This window comes from Chelativorans salis, assembly GCF_025336525.1.
In the GTDB taxonomy this organism is placed as follows: Bacteria; Pseudomonadota; Alphaproteobacteria; order Rhizobiales; family Rhizobiaceae; genus Chelativorans; species Chelativorans salis.
On sequence record NZ_JAOCZP010000008.1, the window covers coordinates 190688 to 205848 of the forward strand.

15 protein-coding genes are annotated in these 15161 nt (G+C 64.4%); 12 read left to right on the plus strand and 3 right to left on the minus strand.

Annotation, left to right across the window (positions count from 1 at the left end):
- The 11 genes from cbiE (at position 1) to N5A92_RS21920 (ending at position 8850) form a co-directional block, all read left to right on the plus strand.
- Positions 1–1242, plus strand: a complete 1242-nt coding sequence (gene cbiE, locus N5A92_RS21870; RefSeq protein WP_260906288.1) for a precorrin-6y C5,15-methyltransferase (decarboxylating) subunit CbiE — start codon at positions 1–3, stop codon at positions 1240–1242.
- A 35-nt stretch (positions 1243–1277) separates the two neighbouring features.
- Entirely contained in the window at positions 1278–1733 is a 456-nt protein-coding gene (locus N5A92_RS21875) for a cobalamin biosynthesis protein (protein ID WP_260906290.1), read from the plus strand.
- Positions 1730–2494 carry a precorrin-4 C(11)-methyltransferase gene (gene cobM / locus N5A92_RS21880; RefSeq protein ID WP_260906292.1) on the plus strand — a complete coding sequence of 255 codons (765 nt, stop codon included), beginning with the start codon at positions 1730–1732 and terminating at the stop codon, positions 2492–2494. The genes N5A92_RS21875 and cobM overlap by 4 nt, the downstream gene beginning before the upstream one ends.
- Positions 2491–3294 (plus strand): uroporphyrinogen-III C-methyltransferase, encoded by an 804-nt coding sequence (gene cobA, locus N5A92_RS21885; protein ID WP_260906294.1) that lies wholly within the window; start codon positions 2491–2493, stop codon positions 3292–3294. Before cobM ends, cobA begins: the two co-directional genes overlap by 4 nt.
- Positions 3291–4610: a cobyrinic acid a,c-diamide synthase CobB gene (locus tag N5A92_RS21890; protein ID WP_260906295.1), complete on the plus strand. Its 1320-nt coding sequence runs from the start codon at positions 3291–3293 to the stop codon at positions 4608–4610. The genes cobA and N5A92_RS21890 overlap by 4 nt, the downstream gene beginning before the upstream one ends.
- Positions 4607–5374, plus strand: coding sequence for an adenosylcobinamide-GDP ribazoletransferase (gene cobS, locus N5A92_RS21895; RefSeq protein ID WP_260906296.1), 768 nt, complete (start codon positions 4607–4609; stop codon positions 5372–5374). Before N5A92_RS21890 ends, cobS begins: the two co-directional genes overlap by 4 nt.
- Positions 5375–5384: 10 nt before the next feature.
- The gene (gene cobT, locus N5A92_RS21900) at positions 5385–6398 is read left to right on the plus strand and encodes a nicotinate-nucleotide--dimethylbenzimidazole phosphoribosyltransferase (protein WP_260906297.1); all 1014 of its coding nucleotides are present in this window, start codon (positions 5385–5387) and stop codon (positions 6396–6398) included.
- Positions 6399–6409: 11 nt separating this feature from the next.
- Entirely contained in the window at positions 6410–7168 is a 759-nt protein-coding gene (gene cobF / locus N5A92_RS21905; RefSeq protein WP_260906298.1) for a precorrin-6A synthase (deacetylating), read from the plus strand.
- A 141-nt stretch (positions 7169–7309) separates the two neighbouring features.
- On the plus strand, positions 7310–7513 hold the full coding sequence (locus N5A92_RS21910) for a dodecin family protein (RefSeq protein WP_260906299.1): 204 nt from the start codon (positions 7310–7312) through the stop codon (positions 7511–7513).
- A 269-nt stretch (positions 7514–7782) separates the two neighbouring features.
- Entirely contained in the window at positions 7783–8229 is a 447-nt protein-coding gene (locus tag N5A92_RS21915) for a hypothetical protein (protein ID WP_260906300.1), read from the plus strand.
- 111 nt (positions 8230–8340) lie between these two features.
- Positions 8341–8850 carry a ferritin-like domain-containing protein gene (locus N5A92_RS21920; RefSeq protein WP_260906301.1) on the plus strand — a complete coding sequence of 170 codons (510 nt, stop codon included), beginning with the start codon at positions 8341–8343 and terminating at the stop codon, positions 8848–8850.
- A gap of 64 nt (positions 8851–8914) precedes the next feature.
- Here the strand turns inward: N5A92_RS21920 and N5A92_RS21925 are convergent, their stop codons facing one another.
- From N5A92_RS21925 to N5A92_RS21935, 3 genes are read right to left on the minus strand one after another with little or no spacing between them, the layout of a single operon-like run.
- Complete coding sequence (locus tag N5A92_RS21925) at positions 8915–11998, minus strand: efflux RND transporter permease subunit (RefSeq protein ID WP_260906302.1); 3084 nt, start codon at positions 11996–11998, stop codon at positions 8915–8917.
- A gap of 52 nt (positions 11999–12050) precedes the next feature.
- On the minus strand, positions 12051–13109 hold the full coding sequence (locus N5A92_RS21930; RefSeq protein ID WP_260906304.1) for an efflux RND transporter periplasmic adaptor subunit: 1059 nt from the start codon (positions 13107–13109) through the stop codon (positions 12051–12053).
- Between the two features lie 9 nt (positions 13110–13118).
- Positions 13119–13697, minus strand: coding sequence for a TetR/AcrR family transcriptional regulator (locus N5A92_RS21935; protein WP_260906305.1), 579 nt, complete (start codon positions 13695–13697; stop codon positions 13119–13121).
- A 384-nt stretch (positions 13698–14081) separates the two neighbouring features.
- Here N5A92_RS21935 and N5A92_RS21940 point away from each other — a divergent pair, with 384 nt between their 5' ends.
- Positions 14082–15155, plus strand: coding sequence for a C4-dicarboxylate TRAP transporter substrate-binding protein (locus N5A92_RS21940; protein WP_260906306.1), 1074 nt, complete (start codon positions 14082–14084; stop codon positions 15153–15155).
- Positions 15156–15161 lie beyond the last annotated feature (6 nt).

A 15161-nucleotide genomic window follows, 5' to 3' on the forward strand; every position in this document is an offset into this window, starting at 1 on the left:
ATGCCATCTAGGGAAGGGACGGCACCCGGCGCAACGGGAAAATGGCTCGCAATCGTCGGCATTGGCGAAGACGGGTCAGACGGGCTGAGCCCGCTGGCGCGGCGGCTTGTTTCCGAGGCCGAATTCGTTTTCGGGGGCCGGCGGCATCTTGATCTAGGCTGGGAACTGATCCGTGGCGAGGCGCGGCCATGGCCTGTGCCTTTCGACAGTGCCATGACGGACGTCGCTCGCCTGCGAGGCCGCAGGGTCTGCGTGCTCGCTTCCGGCGATCCGTTCCACTTCGGCGTGGGGGCGACGCTTGCACGCCATGTCGACGCCGCTGAGATGCAGGTGGTGCCCGCGCCGTCGGCCTTCAGCCTCGCGGCGGCCCGGCTTGGGTGGGCGCTTCAGGATGTCGAGACGGTTTCGCTGCATGGTCGGCCGGTGGAGCTTGTCCTGCCGCTCCTTCATCCCCGCCGCCGCATCATCGCGCTCACCTCCGACGGCGATGGCCCGAAGGCGGTTGCTGATCTGCTTGCGCGTGAAGGCTTCGGCGCCTCGCGAATGCATGTTCTGGAGGCGCTGGGCGGGCCGCAGGAACGGTTGGGCACCTTCGTGGCCGAGACGATGGGAGACGCTTCCTTCAATCCGTTGAATGTCGTGGCGATAGAGGTATCGGCGTTGGAAGGCGCGCGCATTCTGCCGCTTTCGGCGGGCCTTCCCGACGAAGCCTTCGAGCATGACGGGCAGATCACCAAGCGCGAAATCCGGGCGCTGACGCTCTCGGCACTCGCGCCGCGGCGTGGGGAGATGCTGTGGGATATCGGCGCCGGTTCCGGTTCGATCTCCATCACCTGGATGCTGGCGCACCCCTCGATGCGCGCCATCGCAGTCGAGGCGGTTACAGAGCGTACGGAGTGCATTCGCCGCAATGCTCGTGCGCTCGGCGTGCCGGGTTTGCAGATCGTTGAAGGCGCCGCGCCGGAAGCACTCGCTGGTCTGCCTGCGCCGGACGCGATCTTCATCGGCGGCGGCGGCAGCAATGCTGGTGTGACGGACGCCGCCATCGCGGCGCTCAAGCCGGGAGGACGGCTGGTCGCCAATGCCGTGACACTGGAGATGGAAGCGGTGCTTCTGCAGTTTCACGCGCGTCTAGGTGGTGATCTCGTGAGGCTCGCGTTCTCCCGCGCGGCGCCCATCGGCGGCATGACCGGCTGGCGCCCGGCTATGCCGGTGACCCGATGGAGCTGGGTGAAGCCATGAGGGTTGCTGGCATCGGGTGCAGGAAAGGTGTTGAGGTGGGCGAGGTGCTCGCGGCGGTGGAGGCATGCCGTGCCTATTTTCCGGACGGGGTCGAGGGATGGCCCGTGAGACCGGGCAAAGAGCCTTTTGGTGCATCCTCGTTGCGCGGCATTACCCCCACCCCCCACCCCTCCCCACAAGGGGGAGGGGAGGTTGAAGCGCCGCGGCTCGATGCCCTTGCGACAGCCGCCTTCAAGGCGGACGAGCCGGGCATCGTTGCGGCGGCAGAGGCGCTTGGCCTCTCTCTTATCCCGGTTCCGCATGACGATCTGAAGCGCGCCTCGGCGGGCTGCCTCACCCGTTCCGGCGCCTCGCTGGCGGCGACGGGTGTTGCCTCCGTTTCGGAGGCTGCGGCTCTGGCGGCGGCCGGGGAGGGCAGCCAGCTCTTGGGCCCGCGCATCGCAACGGGCAATGTCACATGCGCCATCGCGCAAGGGAAGGACCAGGCATGACAGTACACTTCATCGGCGCCGGCCCCGGGGCCGCCGATCTCATTACGGTCAGGGGGCGCGATCTTCTCGGCCGCTGCCCTGTCTGTCTCTATGCGGGCTCCATCGTGCCGGCGGAGCTGCTCTCCCATTGTCCGCTTGACGCACGCCTCATCGACACCGCACCGATGTCGCTCGACGAGATCGAGGCCGAGTATCTGGCCGCTCACGAAGCCGGGCTCGATGTTGCGCGCCTCCACTCGGGTGATCTGTCGGTCTGGAGTGCGGTGGCCGAGCAGACCAGGCGGCTGGAGCGGCATGGCATTCCCTACACGCTGACGCCCGGCGTGCCGGCCTTCGCCGCCGCCGCCGCTGCACTCGGGCGCGAGCTTACCATTCCGGAAGTCGCGCAGAGCCTGGTGCTGACGCGTGTTTCCGGCCGTGCCTCAAAGATGCCCGAGGGAGAGCGGTTGGAGGCGTTCGGTCGCACGGGCGCCACGCTCGCTATTCATCTGGCCGTCCACGCGCTCGACCGCATCGTGGAGGAGCTTGCTCCGCTCTATGGACCGGATTGCCCGGTGGTCATCGTGGCCCGCGCGAGCTGGCCGGACGAGCGTATCGTGCGCGGCACCCTTGCCACGATCGAGGCGGAGGTGGCGAAGGATCCAATCGACCGTACGGCGGTGGTGTTCGTGGGGCAGGGACTGGCGGCGGAAGGCTTCCGCGAAAGCGCCCTCTACGATGCCCACTATCAACGACGTTTCCGGGGGCGTGAACCTTCATGAGCCTTGCCGATGCCATAACGCGGCTGCCTTTCGAGCCGGTGCCTTTCGAGCCGGGTCATGTCTGGCTGGCGGGCGCGGGGCCGGGTGGGCTCGGCTGTCTGACGCTGGAGGTGGTCTCGGCCCTCAGCCTCGCTGATACCGTGATCTACGATGCGCTGATCGATCCCGCCGCGCTTCGGGCGGCAGGGCAAGCCGAGCATTTCTTCGTCGGTAAGCGTGGGGGTAAGCCCTCCACGCCGCAGGAGGAGATCAATCGCCTGATGGTCGACCAGGCGCGGTCGGGCAGGCGCGTGCTCCGCCTCAAAGGCGGCGATCCCAACACGTTCGGGCGCGGCGGCGAGGAGGCGCTGGCGCTTGCCCATGCGGGTATCCCCTTTCGCTTCCTGCCGGGCGTCACCTCGGCCTTCGGCGCACTGGCGGCGGCGGGCATCCCGGCCACACTGCGCGGCGTCAACAAGGCGGTGATCCTTGCTACAGGCCACGCTGCCGGCATGCCGGATGATCTCGATTGGGCGGCGCTGGCGCGGACCGGACAGCCGATCGTCATCTATATGGGCATGAGCAATCTCGAGAAGATTACAGCGGCGCTCATCGGAGGTGGGCTTGCCGCGAGCACGCCGGCTGCTGTTCTCATGTCGGCGACGACTGCCGATGAAAGGGTACTTGTCGGCACGCTTGGCGATCTTCCGCGACGGGCGCGCGAGGAGGGTTTCGGCTCTCCGGCGCTGATTGTGGTGGGCGGCATCGTCGGGGCCCGTGAAGCGCTCCTCCGACCGCGCGAGGAAGGAACGAGGCCATGACCGCCCGCGGCCTCATCATTGGCGCTCCGCGCTCCGGATCCGGCAAAACCAGCGTTACCATCGGTCTTATGCGGGCGCTGAGGCGCCGTGGGCTCAACGTCACGGGTGCCAAGTCCGGTCCCGATTACATCGACCCTGGCTTTCATGCCGCCGCCACGGGCAGGGCCGGCGTCAATCTCGACAGCTGGGCGATGGCGCACGACCTGCTCGATAGCCTGCTGGCACAGCAGGCGGAGGGTGCCGACATGCTTCTTGTCGAGAGCGCCATGGGGCTTTTCGATGGTGTGCGCACTTCTGCCGGCCGCACCGGTGCTGCCGCTGATCTTGCGCGACGCCATGGTCTGCCGGTGCTGCTGGTGCTCGATGTTTCGGGCCAGTCGCAAACCGCTGCCGCCGTTGCCCATGGCTTCGCCACCTTCGATAGCGGTGTGCGCATCGCCGGCGTGGTGCTCAACCAGGCAGCCAGCGAGCGGCACGAGCGGCAGGCGCGGGAGGCGATCGAGGCAAGGGCGATCCCGGTCCTCGGCACAATCCATCGCAACCCGGATATGGCGCTGCCGGAGCGGCATCTGGGGCTCGTGCAGGCGAGCGAGCACGCGGCGCTCGAAGACTTCATCGAGCGGTTGGCCGACATCATGGAGAAGTCGCTGGATCTTGACGCGATCCTGCAGGCAGCGGGGCCCTTCGAGGCGGTCGCGGGTGCGAGCGCGCACCACCTGTCGCCCCCGGGGCAACGCATTGCCATTGCCCAGGATGCGGCTTTTTCCTTCGTCTATCCTCACGTCGCGCGGCATTGGCGCGGCGCGGGTGCGGAGCTTGTCGCCTTCTCTCCCCTAAACGACGAGGGTCCGGATCCTTCTTGCGACGCCTGCTGGCTGCCCGGCGGCTATCCCGAGCTTCATGCGGGCAGGCTCGCTGCCGCGTCCGGCTTCAAGGCGGCGCTCCGGCGCTTTGCGCAGACAAGGCTGGTGCATGGCGAGTGCGGCGGCTACATGGTTTTGGGAAAGGTACTGGAGGATGCGGACGGCGTCAGCCATGAGATGACCGGGCTGCTCGGCCACGGGACGAGCTTTGCGCGGCGCAAGATCAATCTGGGCTATCGGGAGGCGCGGCTTCTCTCCGACTGTCCACTCGGACGGGCCGGAGAGATGGTGCGTGGACATGAGTTCCACTATTCCCGGCTGATCGAGCGTGGCGCCGACGGGCCACTGGCCGAGCTTGCCGACGCGATCGGCAATGCGCTCGGGCCTTCCGGCGGCCGGCGGGGCCTCGTCACCGGCACCTATTTCCATGCCATCGCGCGAGGCGGCGGATGAACGGAGAGGCCACCTACGCCCGAAGGCTTGTTGCCGACGCCATGGCCTGCATCAGCTTCTATACGCGCCTGCCGTTCTCCGCGGCGGTCGATTCGTTCGCCGCGGCGCAATGGGCGGCACCTGTGGCGGGTGCTGTTGTCGGCTTGGTTTCCGGAGCGGTTTTGTGGGCAGTCCTCTTGGCGGGTGTTCCGGCCACGATAGCGGCGGCTGCCGCGGTGGGTGCGGGAATGCTTGCGACCGGCGCACTGCATGAGGATGGACTTGCGGACGTCGCCGACGGCTTCGGTGGGGGAAAGACGCGCGACGAGAAGCTCACCATCATGCGCGACTCGCGGGTCGGCAGCTATGGGGTGCTGGTTCTGATCGTCTCCGTGCTTGCACGCTGGGCCGCGCTGGCCGCTATCGCGGGTATGGGAGGCGCTGTCGCTGTGCTGGCGCTGGTGGTCGCCCATGCCGCTTCGCGAGCGCTGATGCCGCTTTTCATGATGCGCGTGCCGCCCGCCCGCACCGACGGCCTTTCCGCCGGGATAGGTCGTATTGAGAGACCGGTCGCCTTTGCTGCGCTTGCCATCGGCGGCTTCTTTCTCTTTCTTGCCGGGCCTTTTTTCGCACTGTTGTCGGCCGCGCTTCTCGCCGTCTGGTTCCGGGTTCTGGAACGGCTCTGCCGCCGCCAGATCGGCGGCCAGACAGGAGACGTGTTGGGCGCGCTGCAGCAAGGGGGCGAGGCGGCCGTTCTCATAACCGCTTCTGCAATTCTCGTCTGAAGGAGAAAAGATGACGGATCTCTCGTCGACCGATGCAATCCGCGCCGCCTGTCGGGCGTTGCCGGAGGGCGATGCGGATGCCGCGCGCGCCGCTGCCGAGAGGCAAAATACGCTGACGAAGCCGCCCGGCAGCCTTGGTCGGCTGGAGGAGATCGCGGTTTTCCTGGCGCAATGGCAGGGGCGGGCTCAGCCGGCGCTCGAGACGGTAGATATCCTCGTATTCGCGGGGTCGCACGGTGTTGTGGCACGGGGTGTTTCCGCCTTCCCCGGTGAGGTCACGCAGCAGATGGTCGCCAACTTCGCTGCCGGTGGCGCGGCGATCAACCAGCTCGCCAAAGCCGCCGGCGCAAGGTTGAGCGTTGTGCCGCTCGAGGTCGAGCGCCCGACAGGTGATTTCACCTGTGAACCCGCTATGTCGAATGCCGAGTTCGCGGACGCGGTGCAGAAAGGATACGAGGCGGTGCCTGCCGATGCGGACCTTGTCTGTCTCGGCGAGATGGGCATCGGCAACACAACAGCGGCAGCGGCGGTCGTGGCAGCGCTGTTCGGTGGCGGTGGCGCGCGGTGGGTAGGACGCGGCAGCGGTGTCGATGATGCCGGGATGAGACGGAAGGCAGATGCGGTGGATGCGGCACTTGCCTGCCACGGAAGCACGCTCGCCGATCCGCTCTCCGCATTGCGTCTCGTCGGCGGACGCGAGCTTGCGGCGATGTTCGGCGCCGCACTGGGTGCGCGCCACAAGCACATTCCTCTCCTGATCGATGGCTTTGTCTGCACCGCAGCAGTTGCACCGCTGGCCCGGCTAGAGACCGGCGGGCTTGCGCATGCGCTTGCCGGCCATGTCTCGGCCGAGGCGGCGCACGGGAAAGTGCTGGCGGAGCTCGGCCTTCGCCCGCTGCTCGATCTCGGCATGCGCCTCGGTGAGGGCTCTGGCGGCGCCGTGGCGATTTCGATTCTGCGCGCGGCGCTCGCCTGCCACAATGGCATGGCGACCTTTGCCGAAGCGGGTGTTTCCGGCGGATAGGGAATAGGACGATGCGGAAGCTTCTCGTCATCGGCATCGGCACCGGTAATCCCGAGCACATGACCGTGCAGGCGATCAACGCGCTCAACCGCGCCGATATTGTGCTGGTGCCGCGCAAAGGCGCCGACAAGGAAGATCTCGCCGAGCTGCGGCGTGATATTTGCCGGCGGTACCTTTCCAACCCCGATACGAGGCTGGTGGAGTTCGACCTGCCGGTCCGCGACGAGAGGGAACCGTCCTATACCAAGCGGGTTGCCGACTGGCACGACGAGATCGCCGCAACTTATCGCGACCTGATCCGGGAGCATACGGACGCGGGGGGCAGCGTCGCCTTTCTCGTCTGGGGCGATCCTTCGCTCTACGACAGCACGCTGCGCATTCTGGATCGCCTGCGCGACATAGCCGGCTTCCCGTTCGAACGTGAGGTCATTCCCGGGATCACCAGCGTCCAGGCGCTTACGGCAAGCCACTGCATTGCGCTGAACACGGTGGGCAATGCAGTCCATCTCACTACCGGGCGCAAGCTGAAGGAGGGCTTTCCTGAAAATGCGGACAGCGCCGTCGTCATGCTCGACGGCGATATGGCGTTCCGCACACTTGATCAGGATAAGTTCAGCATCTTCTGGGGGGCCTATCTAGGCTCACGAGACGAAATCACCATCTCCGGCACCCTGTCCGAAGTGGGCGGCCGCATCGTCGAGACGCGCGAGGAGGCACGCCGGCGAAAGGGGTGGATCATGGATACATATCTGCTGAGGCGAAAGGCCTGACCGGAAAGGCGCACCTGCCAGAAGGCGTCGCCGAAAGGACAAAACGGTATCGGCGGGCACACGTTGCCTCCATAGGTCTTGGCTGGAACAATCGCATGAGGCCGACGTTCTCCGTGGGTCATCTTTCCGTGGGAGGACAGTATGAGCGTTGCTCGCGTTACCGAAATATCGGCGACTTCATCCAACAGCTTCGATGATGCAGTGAAACAGGGTATCGAGCGAGCCTCGAAGACACTGCGCAACATTGAAAGTGCCTGGGTGAAGGACCAGAACGTCGAGATCCAGAACGGCAAGGTAGCAGCATACCGCGTTAACCTGCTCGTCACGTTCGTACTGGAGGACTAGCGATCTGCGGCCCCGGCCGATGGCGTCATCGTTTGTCGCCGCCGCCGGTTGGCTTGGTGGGTTTTCGCCTCGGCTGGCGAAGCTTTTTCCCCTATCGGTTCTGCTTCTTTGCCCGACGGTCAGCCGCGCGGAGAAGCCCGCGGCCTCCACACCGGCTAAGATGACATAAATCGTGATCGCAGCAGTGCCGTGCGGGCATCTGTCGGAGCTCGAATCGCGCGCTAACTGCGATGGTCTAGGGCGTGGTTGCTCATCGTACGGAGGAAACCATGAAGCACCAGACTCCACAGGAAGTTGCGGCTGCCGCAGAGGTATATCCGACACCGCAGAAGCCGCGCATGTCCCAGCGAGAGCGCATCGAGCGCTGGGCTGCGCTTCTCGAAAGCCATGGCGGACCGCTAAATGCGTTGAGACAGATCGAATATCTGTCTCCGGCGGCGCGCAGAGATTACAGGGACGTGAACACGCCACTGACCATAGCGTTCAAGGACCAAGTACTGCGTGACGAGGGACTGAAGAGCGATGGGCTCGGCGACGCCATGGACTTCTTTGGTATGAACGATTTCGAGTCGCATCGTCTTCTTTGCGATTGCCACTATCTTGGAAGGATGACGGGCAGGGCCGTGGCCAAATCTCTGCGCCGCTATGTCGCTCGGAAGGAAACTGGCGCGACCGTGAGGCAGGCAATCTGGCGCCTGTTCGGTTTTGCTGCTTGAGAAAATACGTGGCCCCGCTGGTGTCCGGTCAGCGGGGTTTTCATGCGACGGGCTTTAACGGAACATTGCGGTCGCACGGCGGTTCGCTAGCCATCAACCAAGGAGACTGGAATGGCGACCGTCGGAGAGAGACTGGATCAATGGCTGCGGGACGCTCACGCGATGGAAGCGCAGGCCGAGCAGATGCTGAAGGTTGAAGCGGACCGGATCGAAAACTATCCCGAGTTGAAGGAGCGCATTCAGCAGCACATTTCGGAAACGCGATCACAGCGGGAGCGCCTGGAACGGTGCCTCGAAGCACGTGGCACATCTCCTTCCGGAGCGAAAGACTTTGCCGGTCAGTTCATAGCGGTTCTGCAAGGCGTGGGGGGAATGCCCGCCGGTGACGAGGTCGTGAAGGGAGTGCTCGCCAGTTACAGCTTTGAGCATATGGAGATCGCCTCCTACAGGATCCTCATAGCTGCCGCAGAGGCCGCTGGTGAACCCGACATTGCCGGTGTGTGTGAGGAGATTTGTCGTGAGGAGGAGGCGATGGCCTCGTGGCTTGCAAGCCACGTGCATGGAACCGTGCAGGCCTATCTGTCTCGTGAAGCGACCGGTAGCGAGGCTGCAAAGCGCTAAACGGCCCTCATCGTACCAACCACGCCTCCTAGCTTGAAAGCTAGGAGGCCCTTCACGCTGCGGCTTAGGCAGCCTCTCCGACGACAAGCGCTCCGCTTTCCTCCTTCCCACCGCTGATACGGATGCGGAAGAATAGCGCGTAGAGCACGGGCACGGCGATCAAGGTGAGCAGGGTGGCAAAGGCGAGCCCGCCCATGATGGTCACCGCCATGGAAGCGAAGAAGGCGTCGGGCAGTAGCGGTATCATGCCGAGCACGGTGGTGACGGCAGCCAGAAAGACGGGCCGCAGGCGACTGACGCTGGCATCAACCACCGCCCTTTCGCGCGCAATGCCCGAGGCGATCTGTGCATCGATCTCGTCGACGAGCACGATGCCGTTCTTCATCAGCATGCCCGACAGGCTCAAAAGGCCGAGCAGCGCGGTGAAGCTGAACGGCAGGCCGGTGAACAGGAGACCGGCGACCACTCCGCAGACCGCCATCGGCACGACCAGCCAAATAATCAGCGGCTGGCGGATCTTGCCGAACAGCAACACCGATATGATCAGCATGACGAGGAAGCTGAGCGGGAGCTGGCGGCCCAGCGACTGCTGTGCCTCGCTCGAATTCTCGTATTCGCCGCCCCATTCGAGCTGGTAGCCCAGAGGCAAGGGCATTGCCTCGATTGAAGCACGCACGCTGTTGAGCGCATCGGTCGGCGTCAGGCCGTTTATCGGCTCGGCCTGCACAGTGAGCGTCCGCTCGCGGTCGCGGCGGCGGATGAGCACCTCCTGCGGCTTTGTGTCGAAGCTGCTGACGATCTGGGTGATCGGCACATAGGCGCTTTCGCCTGAGCTCCACACAAGACGATCCTGCAGGCGGCTGACATCGAGCCGCTCCTCAGCCGGCGGGCGCGCCACGATGGGGATCGCCCGGTCGCCTTCGCGATAGGTTCCGGCCTGGACACCAGCGGTGGCGAAGGCGAGCGTCTTGGCCACGTCGGTCCGGCTGATACCGGATAGGCGGGCGCGTTCCTCGTTGATCTCCGGTGCAATGACGAGCTCGCGCTGGCGCCAGTTGTGACGGATGTCCGTGAGCGAGCCGCTTTGCTGCATGATGTCGATCGCCTCATTGGCGAGGCGGCGCAGCACGGCCGGGTCATTGCCGGAGAAGCGGGCCTCCACCTTGGCGCCACCGCCCGGACCGAAGACCAGCCGCTCGGTGCGGATTTCGGCTTGCGAATATTTCCGCCCCAGCTCCTCGCGCAGCTCGGCGGTCAGCGCGTCGATCTGGTCGCGGTTCTCCATTTCGACGATGAACTGACCATAGGCCGTATTGGGTTGCTCGGGCGCATAGGTGAGCATGAAGCGGCTGGCGCCCTGGCCGGTGAAGCTGGAGATCGCCGTCACGCCGGGCTTTTCCATGATGATCTTTTCGATCTCGGCCATGTCGCGCGCCGTGGCGCGGATGTCGGAGCCCTGGGGCAGCACGTAATTGACGTAGAAGAGCGGCGTGTTGGAATCGGGGAAGAACTGCTGCTTCACCAGGCCGAAGCCGTAGAAGGAGGCACCGGTCAGAAGGATGAGCGCAATGACGGTAAGTCCGCGTACGCGCAGCGCGCCACGCAGGAATGCGCGGTAGGCGCCATAGATCGGCCCGCGATAAGGATCGTCCTCGGCCGTATCCGTACCGGTTCTCAAGAGGTAATGGCCGAAGAGCGGCGTAACCGTGATGGCCAGAACCCAGCTCAACAGGAGCGATATGCCGATGACTGCAAAGAGCGAGAAGAGGAACTCGCCCGTCGCGTCCGGCGATAGGCCGATGCCGGCAAAGGCCATGATGCCGATGACGGTGGCGCCCAGCAGCGGGATCTGCGTGCGCCGGGCCGCATCGTCGGCCGCGGATTCGGCATTCATGCCCTTCTGCATGTTGATGAGCATGCCTTCGGCAATCACGATGGCGTTGTCGACCAGCATGCCCATGGCGATGATCAGGGCGCCGAGCGAAATGCGCTCCATCTCGATGCCGAAGACGGCCATGAAGAACACTGTGCCCAGCACCGTCAGAAGCAGTGTGACACCAACCACGATGCCGACGCGCCAACCCATGAAGATACACAGGACGCCGATGACGATGGCGACCGACATGGCGAGGTTGGCCATGAAGTTGTCGATCGCCAGGTCCACCACCACATGCTGCTGGTAGATGGGGTTGATCTCGACGCCGAGCGGAATGCGCGAGGAAAGTTCGGCGAGCTTGGCATCCACGGCCTGGCCGACCTCGACGATGTTGGCGGTCGAGACACCGGCGACGGCAAGCGTAAATGCCTTCTCGCCATTGAAGCGGATCACTTCGTCCGGCACCTCCGTGGGCGCGCGCACCACCTTGGCCACGTCGAGCAGGCTGATCTGTTCGGTGGTGCCAGGCCGGCCGATCCTGAGCGCCTCGATGGCCGCCACCGAATTGAAGGAGGGCTGCATGGAAATGCGCACGTGACGGTCGCCGATCCGCACGGCACCAGCGTTCTCCACCGCGTTCTCGCTCTGGATGGTGGAAAGCACCTGCGAGACGGGGATGCCGAAACGGGCCAGGCGCTCGTTGGAAATCTCGATATAGACGGTTTCGGTCGGCTTGCCCGCTGTCGTGACCTTCGCCACATTTGGCACGGTGAGCAACTCGCGACGCAAGAAGGTGGCGATGTCGCGCTTGTCGGCGTCGGAAAAGCCTGGCGCGGTGACGGCATAGAAAAGGCCGAAGACATCGCCGAAATCATCATTGACGGTCGAGGGGCCGGCGCCGTCCGGCATCGAGGACTGGGCATCGTTGATCTTGCGGCGCAGTTCGTCCCATATCTGCGGGATTTCCGAGCCGTCATAGGTCGACTTGAGCTCCACCTCGAGCTGCGACATGCCGGGCGTCGACTTCGAGATGACGGTATCGAGCTGCGGCATCTGCTGGACAGCCGATTCCAGAACCTCGGTAACCTCCTGTTCCACCTCCTCCGCCGTCGCGCCGGGATAGGGCGTGACGACGATTGCCTGCTTGATGGTGAAGGCAGGATCTTCCAGACGGCCGACGCTGCTTAGGCCCCAGAGCCCGCCGAAAAGGCAGAAGAGGACGACGAGCCAGGTATAGATCGGACGTGCGATGGCGAGACGCGCAATGTTCATGGCGTAAAATCTTTAATGATATGGAGAAGGTTGGATGGGTGCCGGGCAGCCGTCAGAGCGCGCCCATCGGGTGCACGTTCATGCCTTCGCGCAGAAGCTGTCCGCCGGCTGCCACGATCTGCTCGCCGAGATGGAGGCCCGATAACACCGGAACGCGCTCGCCGGTGAGCGTGCCGATCTCGACCTTGCGCGGGCTGACCGAGCCGCTCTCTGCGTCGTAGATCCAGACACGGAAACCGCCCTCAGCGCTGGTATCGACCGCCGCAATCGGCACGGAGTAAGCCTCCCGCGGTTGCGGCGCCACGCTCTTGACAGCCACGGAGACGGTCATGCCGGGCAGGAGATTGACATCGCTCGGCGGCGCCATGCCGAAGGTCACCTCATAGGTCTGAGCGACAGTGTCGGCCTCAGTGTTGTGCTCGCGATATTCGAGCGGATAGCGCTTGTCCGTCCCCGGGATGATCGCCTCGGCCTGGATCATCTTGGGGTCGCCGACCAGCCGCAGGATGTCCTCCGGCACGGAGATCTTCACGCGGAACTCGCTGATATCCTGAATGCGCAGGATTTGCTGTCCGGCCTGCACGTTGGTGTAGGCGTCGGTCAGGCGGCGGGTGATCAGCGCATCGAAGGGCGCCCCGATGGTGGCCTCGGAAAGGTCGCGCTGCGCATTCTCGACCGCCACTTCCTGCAGTTCATAGTCGGTCTTCGACTGATCGTAGGCGGAGCGCGAAATGGACTTGCTTGCCAGGAGCTTTTCCTTGCGCTCGAAATCGGCCTTGGCGAGCTCGGCCGAGAGCTGCGCCTGACGCAGGGCAAGCTCATAGTCGGTCGGATCGAGCGCGGCCAGAAGACCGCCCTTCTCGACTTTCGTCCCTTCGCTGACCGGCAGGTCGATCAACTCCCCGCCGACGCGGAAGGATACATCCACCGTGCTGACCGGCGCCAGCCGGCCAACGAAATTGCGGGTGCCGATGGCGGCGAACTCCGAGACCGGCTCGATGACCACCGTCTGGACCTGCGGTTCCTCGGCTTTGTTGGCCTCGCTTTCCGAACAAGCGGCAAGCAGGAGGGCGGCCAGCGCTAGAGCGCCGGAGCGATGAAGTGCGGACATGGACCTATCCTATTTGCAGGTAGTTGTGGCCAGATTGTCGAGTTTTTCGAGGAGCTCGGCTCGCTTTTCAGGCGGGAAAACGCCGATATCCATGAGGGCATGAAACATGAGACCGTCGGCTGCGGCCCACAAAAGGGCAGCCATGTCGCGGTCCTCGCACTCCTGTTGAACCTGCTCCCAGCGCCTTGCGAGTTCTGCGCGCAGCGGAGCGAGCATCTCGGGGTCTTCCGCTGCCACGGCCAGGATGGCCCTGCTGAGGGCCGGATCGAGGCACTCTTTGTTTGCGCTTGTCTTGATGATGGCTCTCAGCGTGGGATTGGGACCACCGGCAAACTCTTCGCGAAAGGCATCGAGCATCGGCATGGTGTTCTGCATCATGCGGTCGAGCATGCCCTTGAGCAGGCTTTCCTTGTTGGGGAAATTGTAGAGCACGCCACCCTTGCTCAGGCCCGCCTCGCGCGCAACGCCGTCGATCGTCAGACGGCCGGCGCCGTCGCGCTGCACGATGCGCTGGGCGGCATCCAGGATCTCATCGCGGGAATTGGAGGTGCGCCTGTCAATCCGCGCCGTCGTCGTTTCGCTCGTCATTTCCGTGTGCCCTCTGCGGCGCCTGCTTGCGTGGCTCTATATGTGACGGCTTTTTCCGCGTGTGCCTCGCAAAGCCCGGGAATGCGGACTGTCATCATATGCCGCATTCCCGGGTTGCAAAGACTTGGGAGGTCAATTCAACGCTGAGTTCTTACTTAACCGTCCAGACGGTACATATACCGTCCAGATGGTATATTCAAGGGAAATGTTGCGGCGCAATGTGCGCCGCTGCCGTCCCGCCGTGGCCTTTCTTGATACGGGCTGCATTGCGCAAACAAGTGCAAACGATTGCATCTAGCCAATTCGTGCGGTAGAAGGCTTTGGGGAGCGCTCGCTCGACCGGAAGGGGAACCGTTGCGCCGCAGCAGCAAGGGAGGAGAACCAATGCTGATTTCCAGACGCACCATTCTGATCACCGCCGCAGCCGCCGCGTTGCCGACACGCGCGGCTTTCGGGCAGGAGACGGTCAACCTTACGATCTCCTCCAGCCACCCTCTCGCCATCCCATGGGTGGGGCCGCTCAAGACAGTGATCGTGGAGCGCTCCAACGAAATGCTTGTGCAGCGAAGCAGCAGCTACCGGATCAACTGGACGGAGGCTTTCGGCGGCTCTCTCTACGGTTTCGAGGACACGCTGGAAGCGGTCAGCCAGCAGCTGACCGACATGGGCTGGATCGGCGCGCTGTGGGAGCCTTCTGCGCTGCCGCTGCAGAACATCATGTACTCCACGCCGTTTGCCACCAGCGGGGTGCAGCAGGCGGTGGACGTGATGAACGAGCTGAACGTCACCAACGCGGCCATGAAGGCCGAGTGGGAGGCGAACGGCATCGTCTTTCTGGGCGCCTGCGTGTCGGACGGCTATCACCTCTTCACGAAGAAGCCGATCGAGCAGCTTTCCGATCTCAAGGGCCTGAAGATCCTGGGCGTGCCGGTATGTGCGCCCTGGATCGAGCCGACCGGCGCCACGCTGGTCTCCACCGGTCTGCCGGCGCAGTATTCGCAGCTGCAGACCGGCGTCGGCGATGGCTCCATCCTGATCGCCACCGGCGCCTATCCGCTGAAGATCCACGAGGTTGCGCCTTTTGTAACGCTGGTCGACACCGGTCCGCTCACCTTCGGCGGGTTCGGTGTGAGCCGTGCCACCTGGGACACGCTGCCGGAGGACGTGCAGGAGGTGTTGACCGAACTCGGCATGGAATATTCCAACGAGAACGCCCGGCTCATTGAGGAGCGCCAGGCGAGCGCTATCCAGGCGATGAAGGAGGAGGGCGCCACGATTGCCGAGATGTCGCAGGAGCAGCGGCTGGAATGGGTCAATATGATGCCCGATCTCGGCCGCAACTGGGTGGAGGCCGGTGAGGCCGAAGGCATCCCGGCGCGCGAGATCATGAAGGAGTTCATGGCCGCCATCCGCGCCAAGGGCGGCAAGCCGCTGCGCGACTGGGACGCGAATATTTAGCAGCGC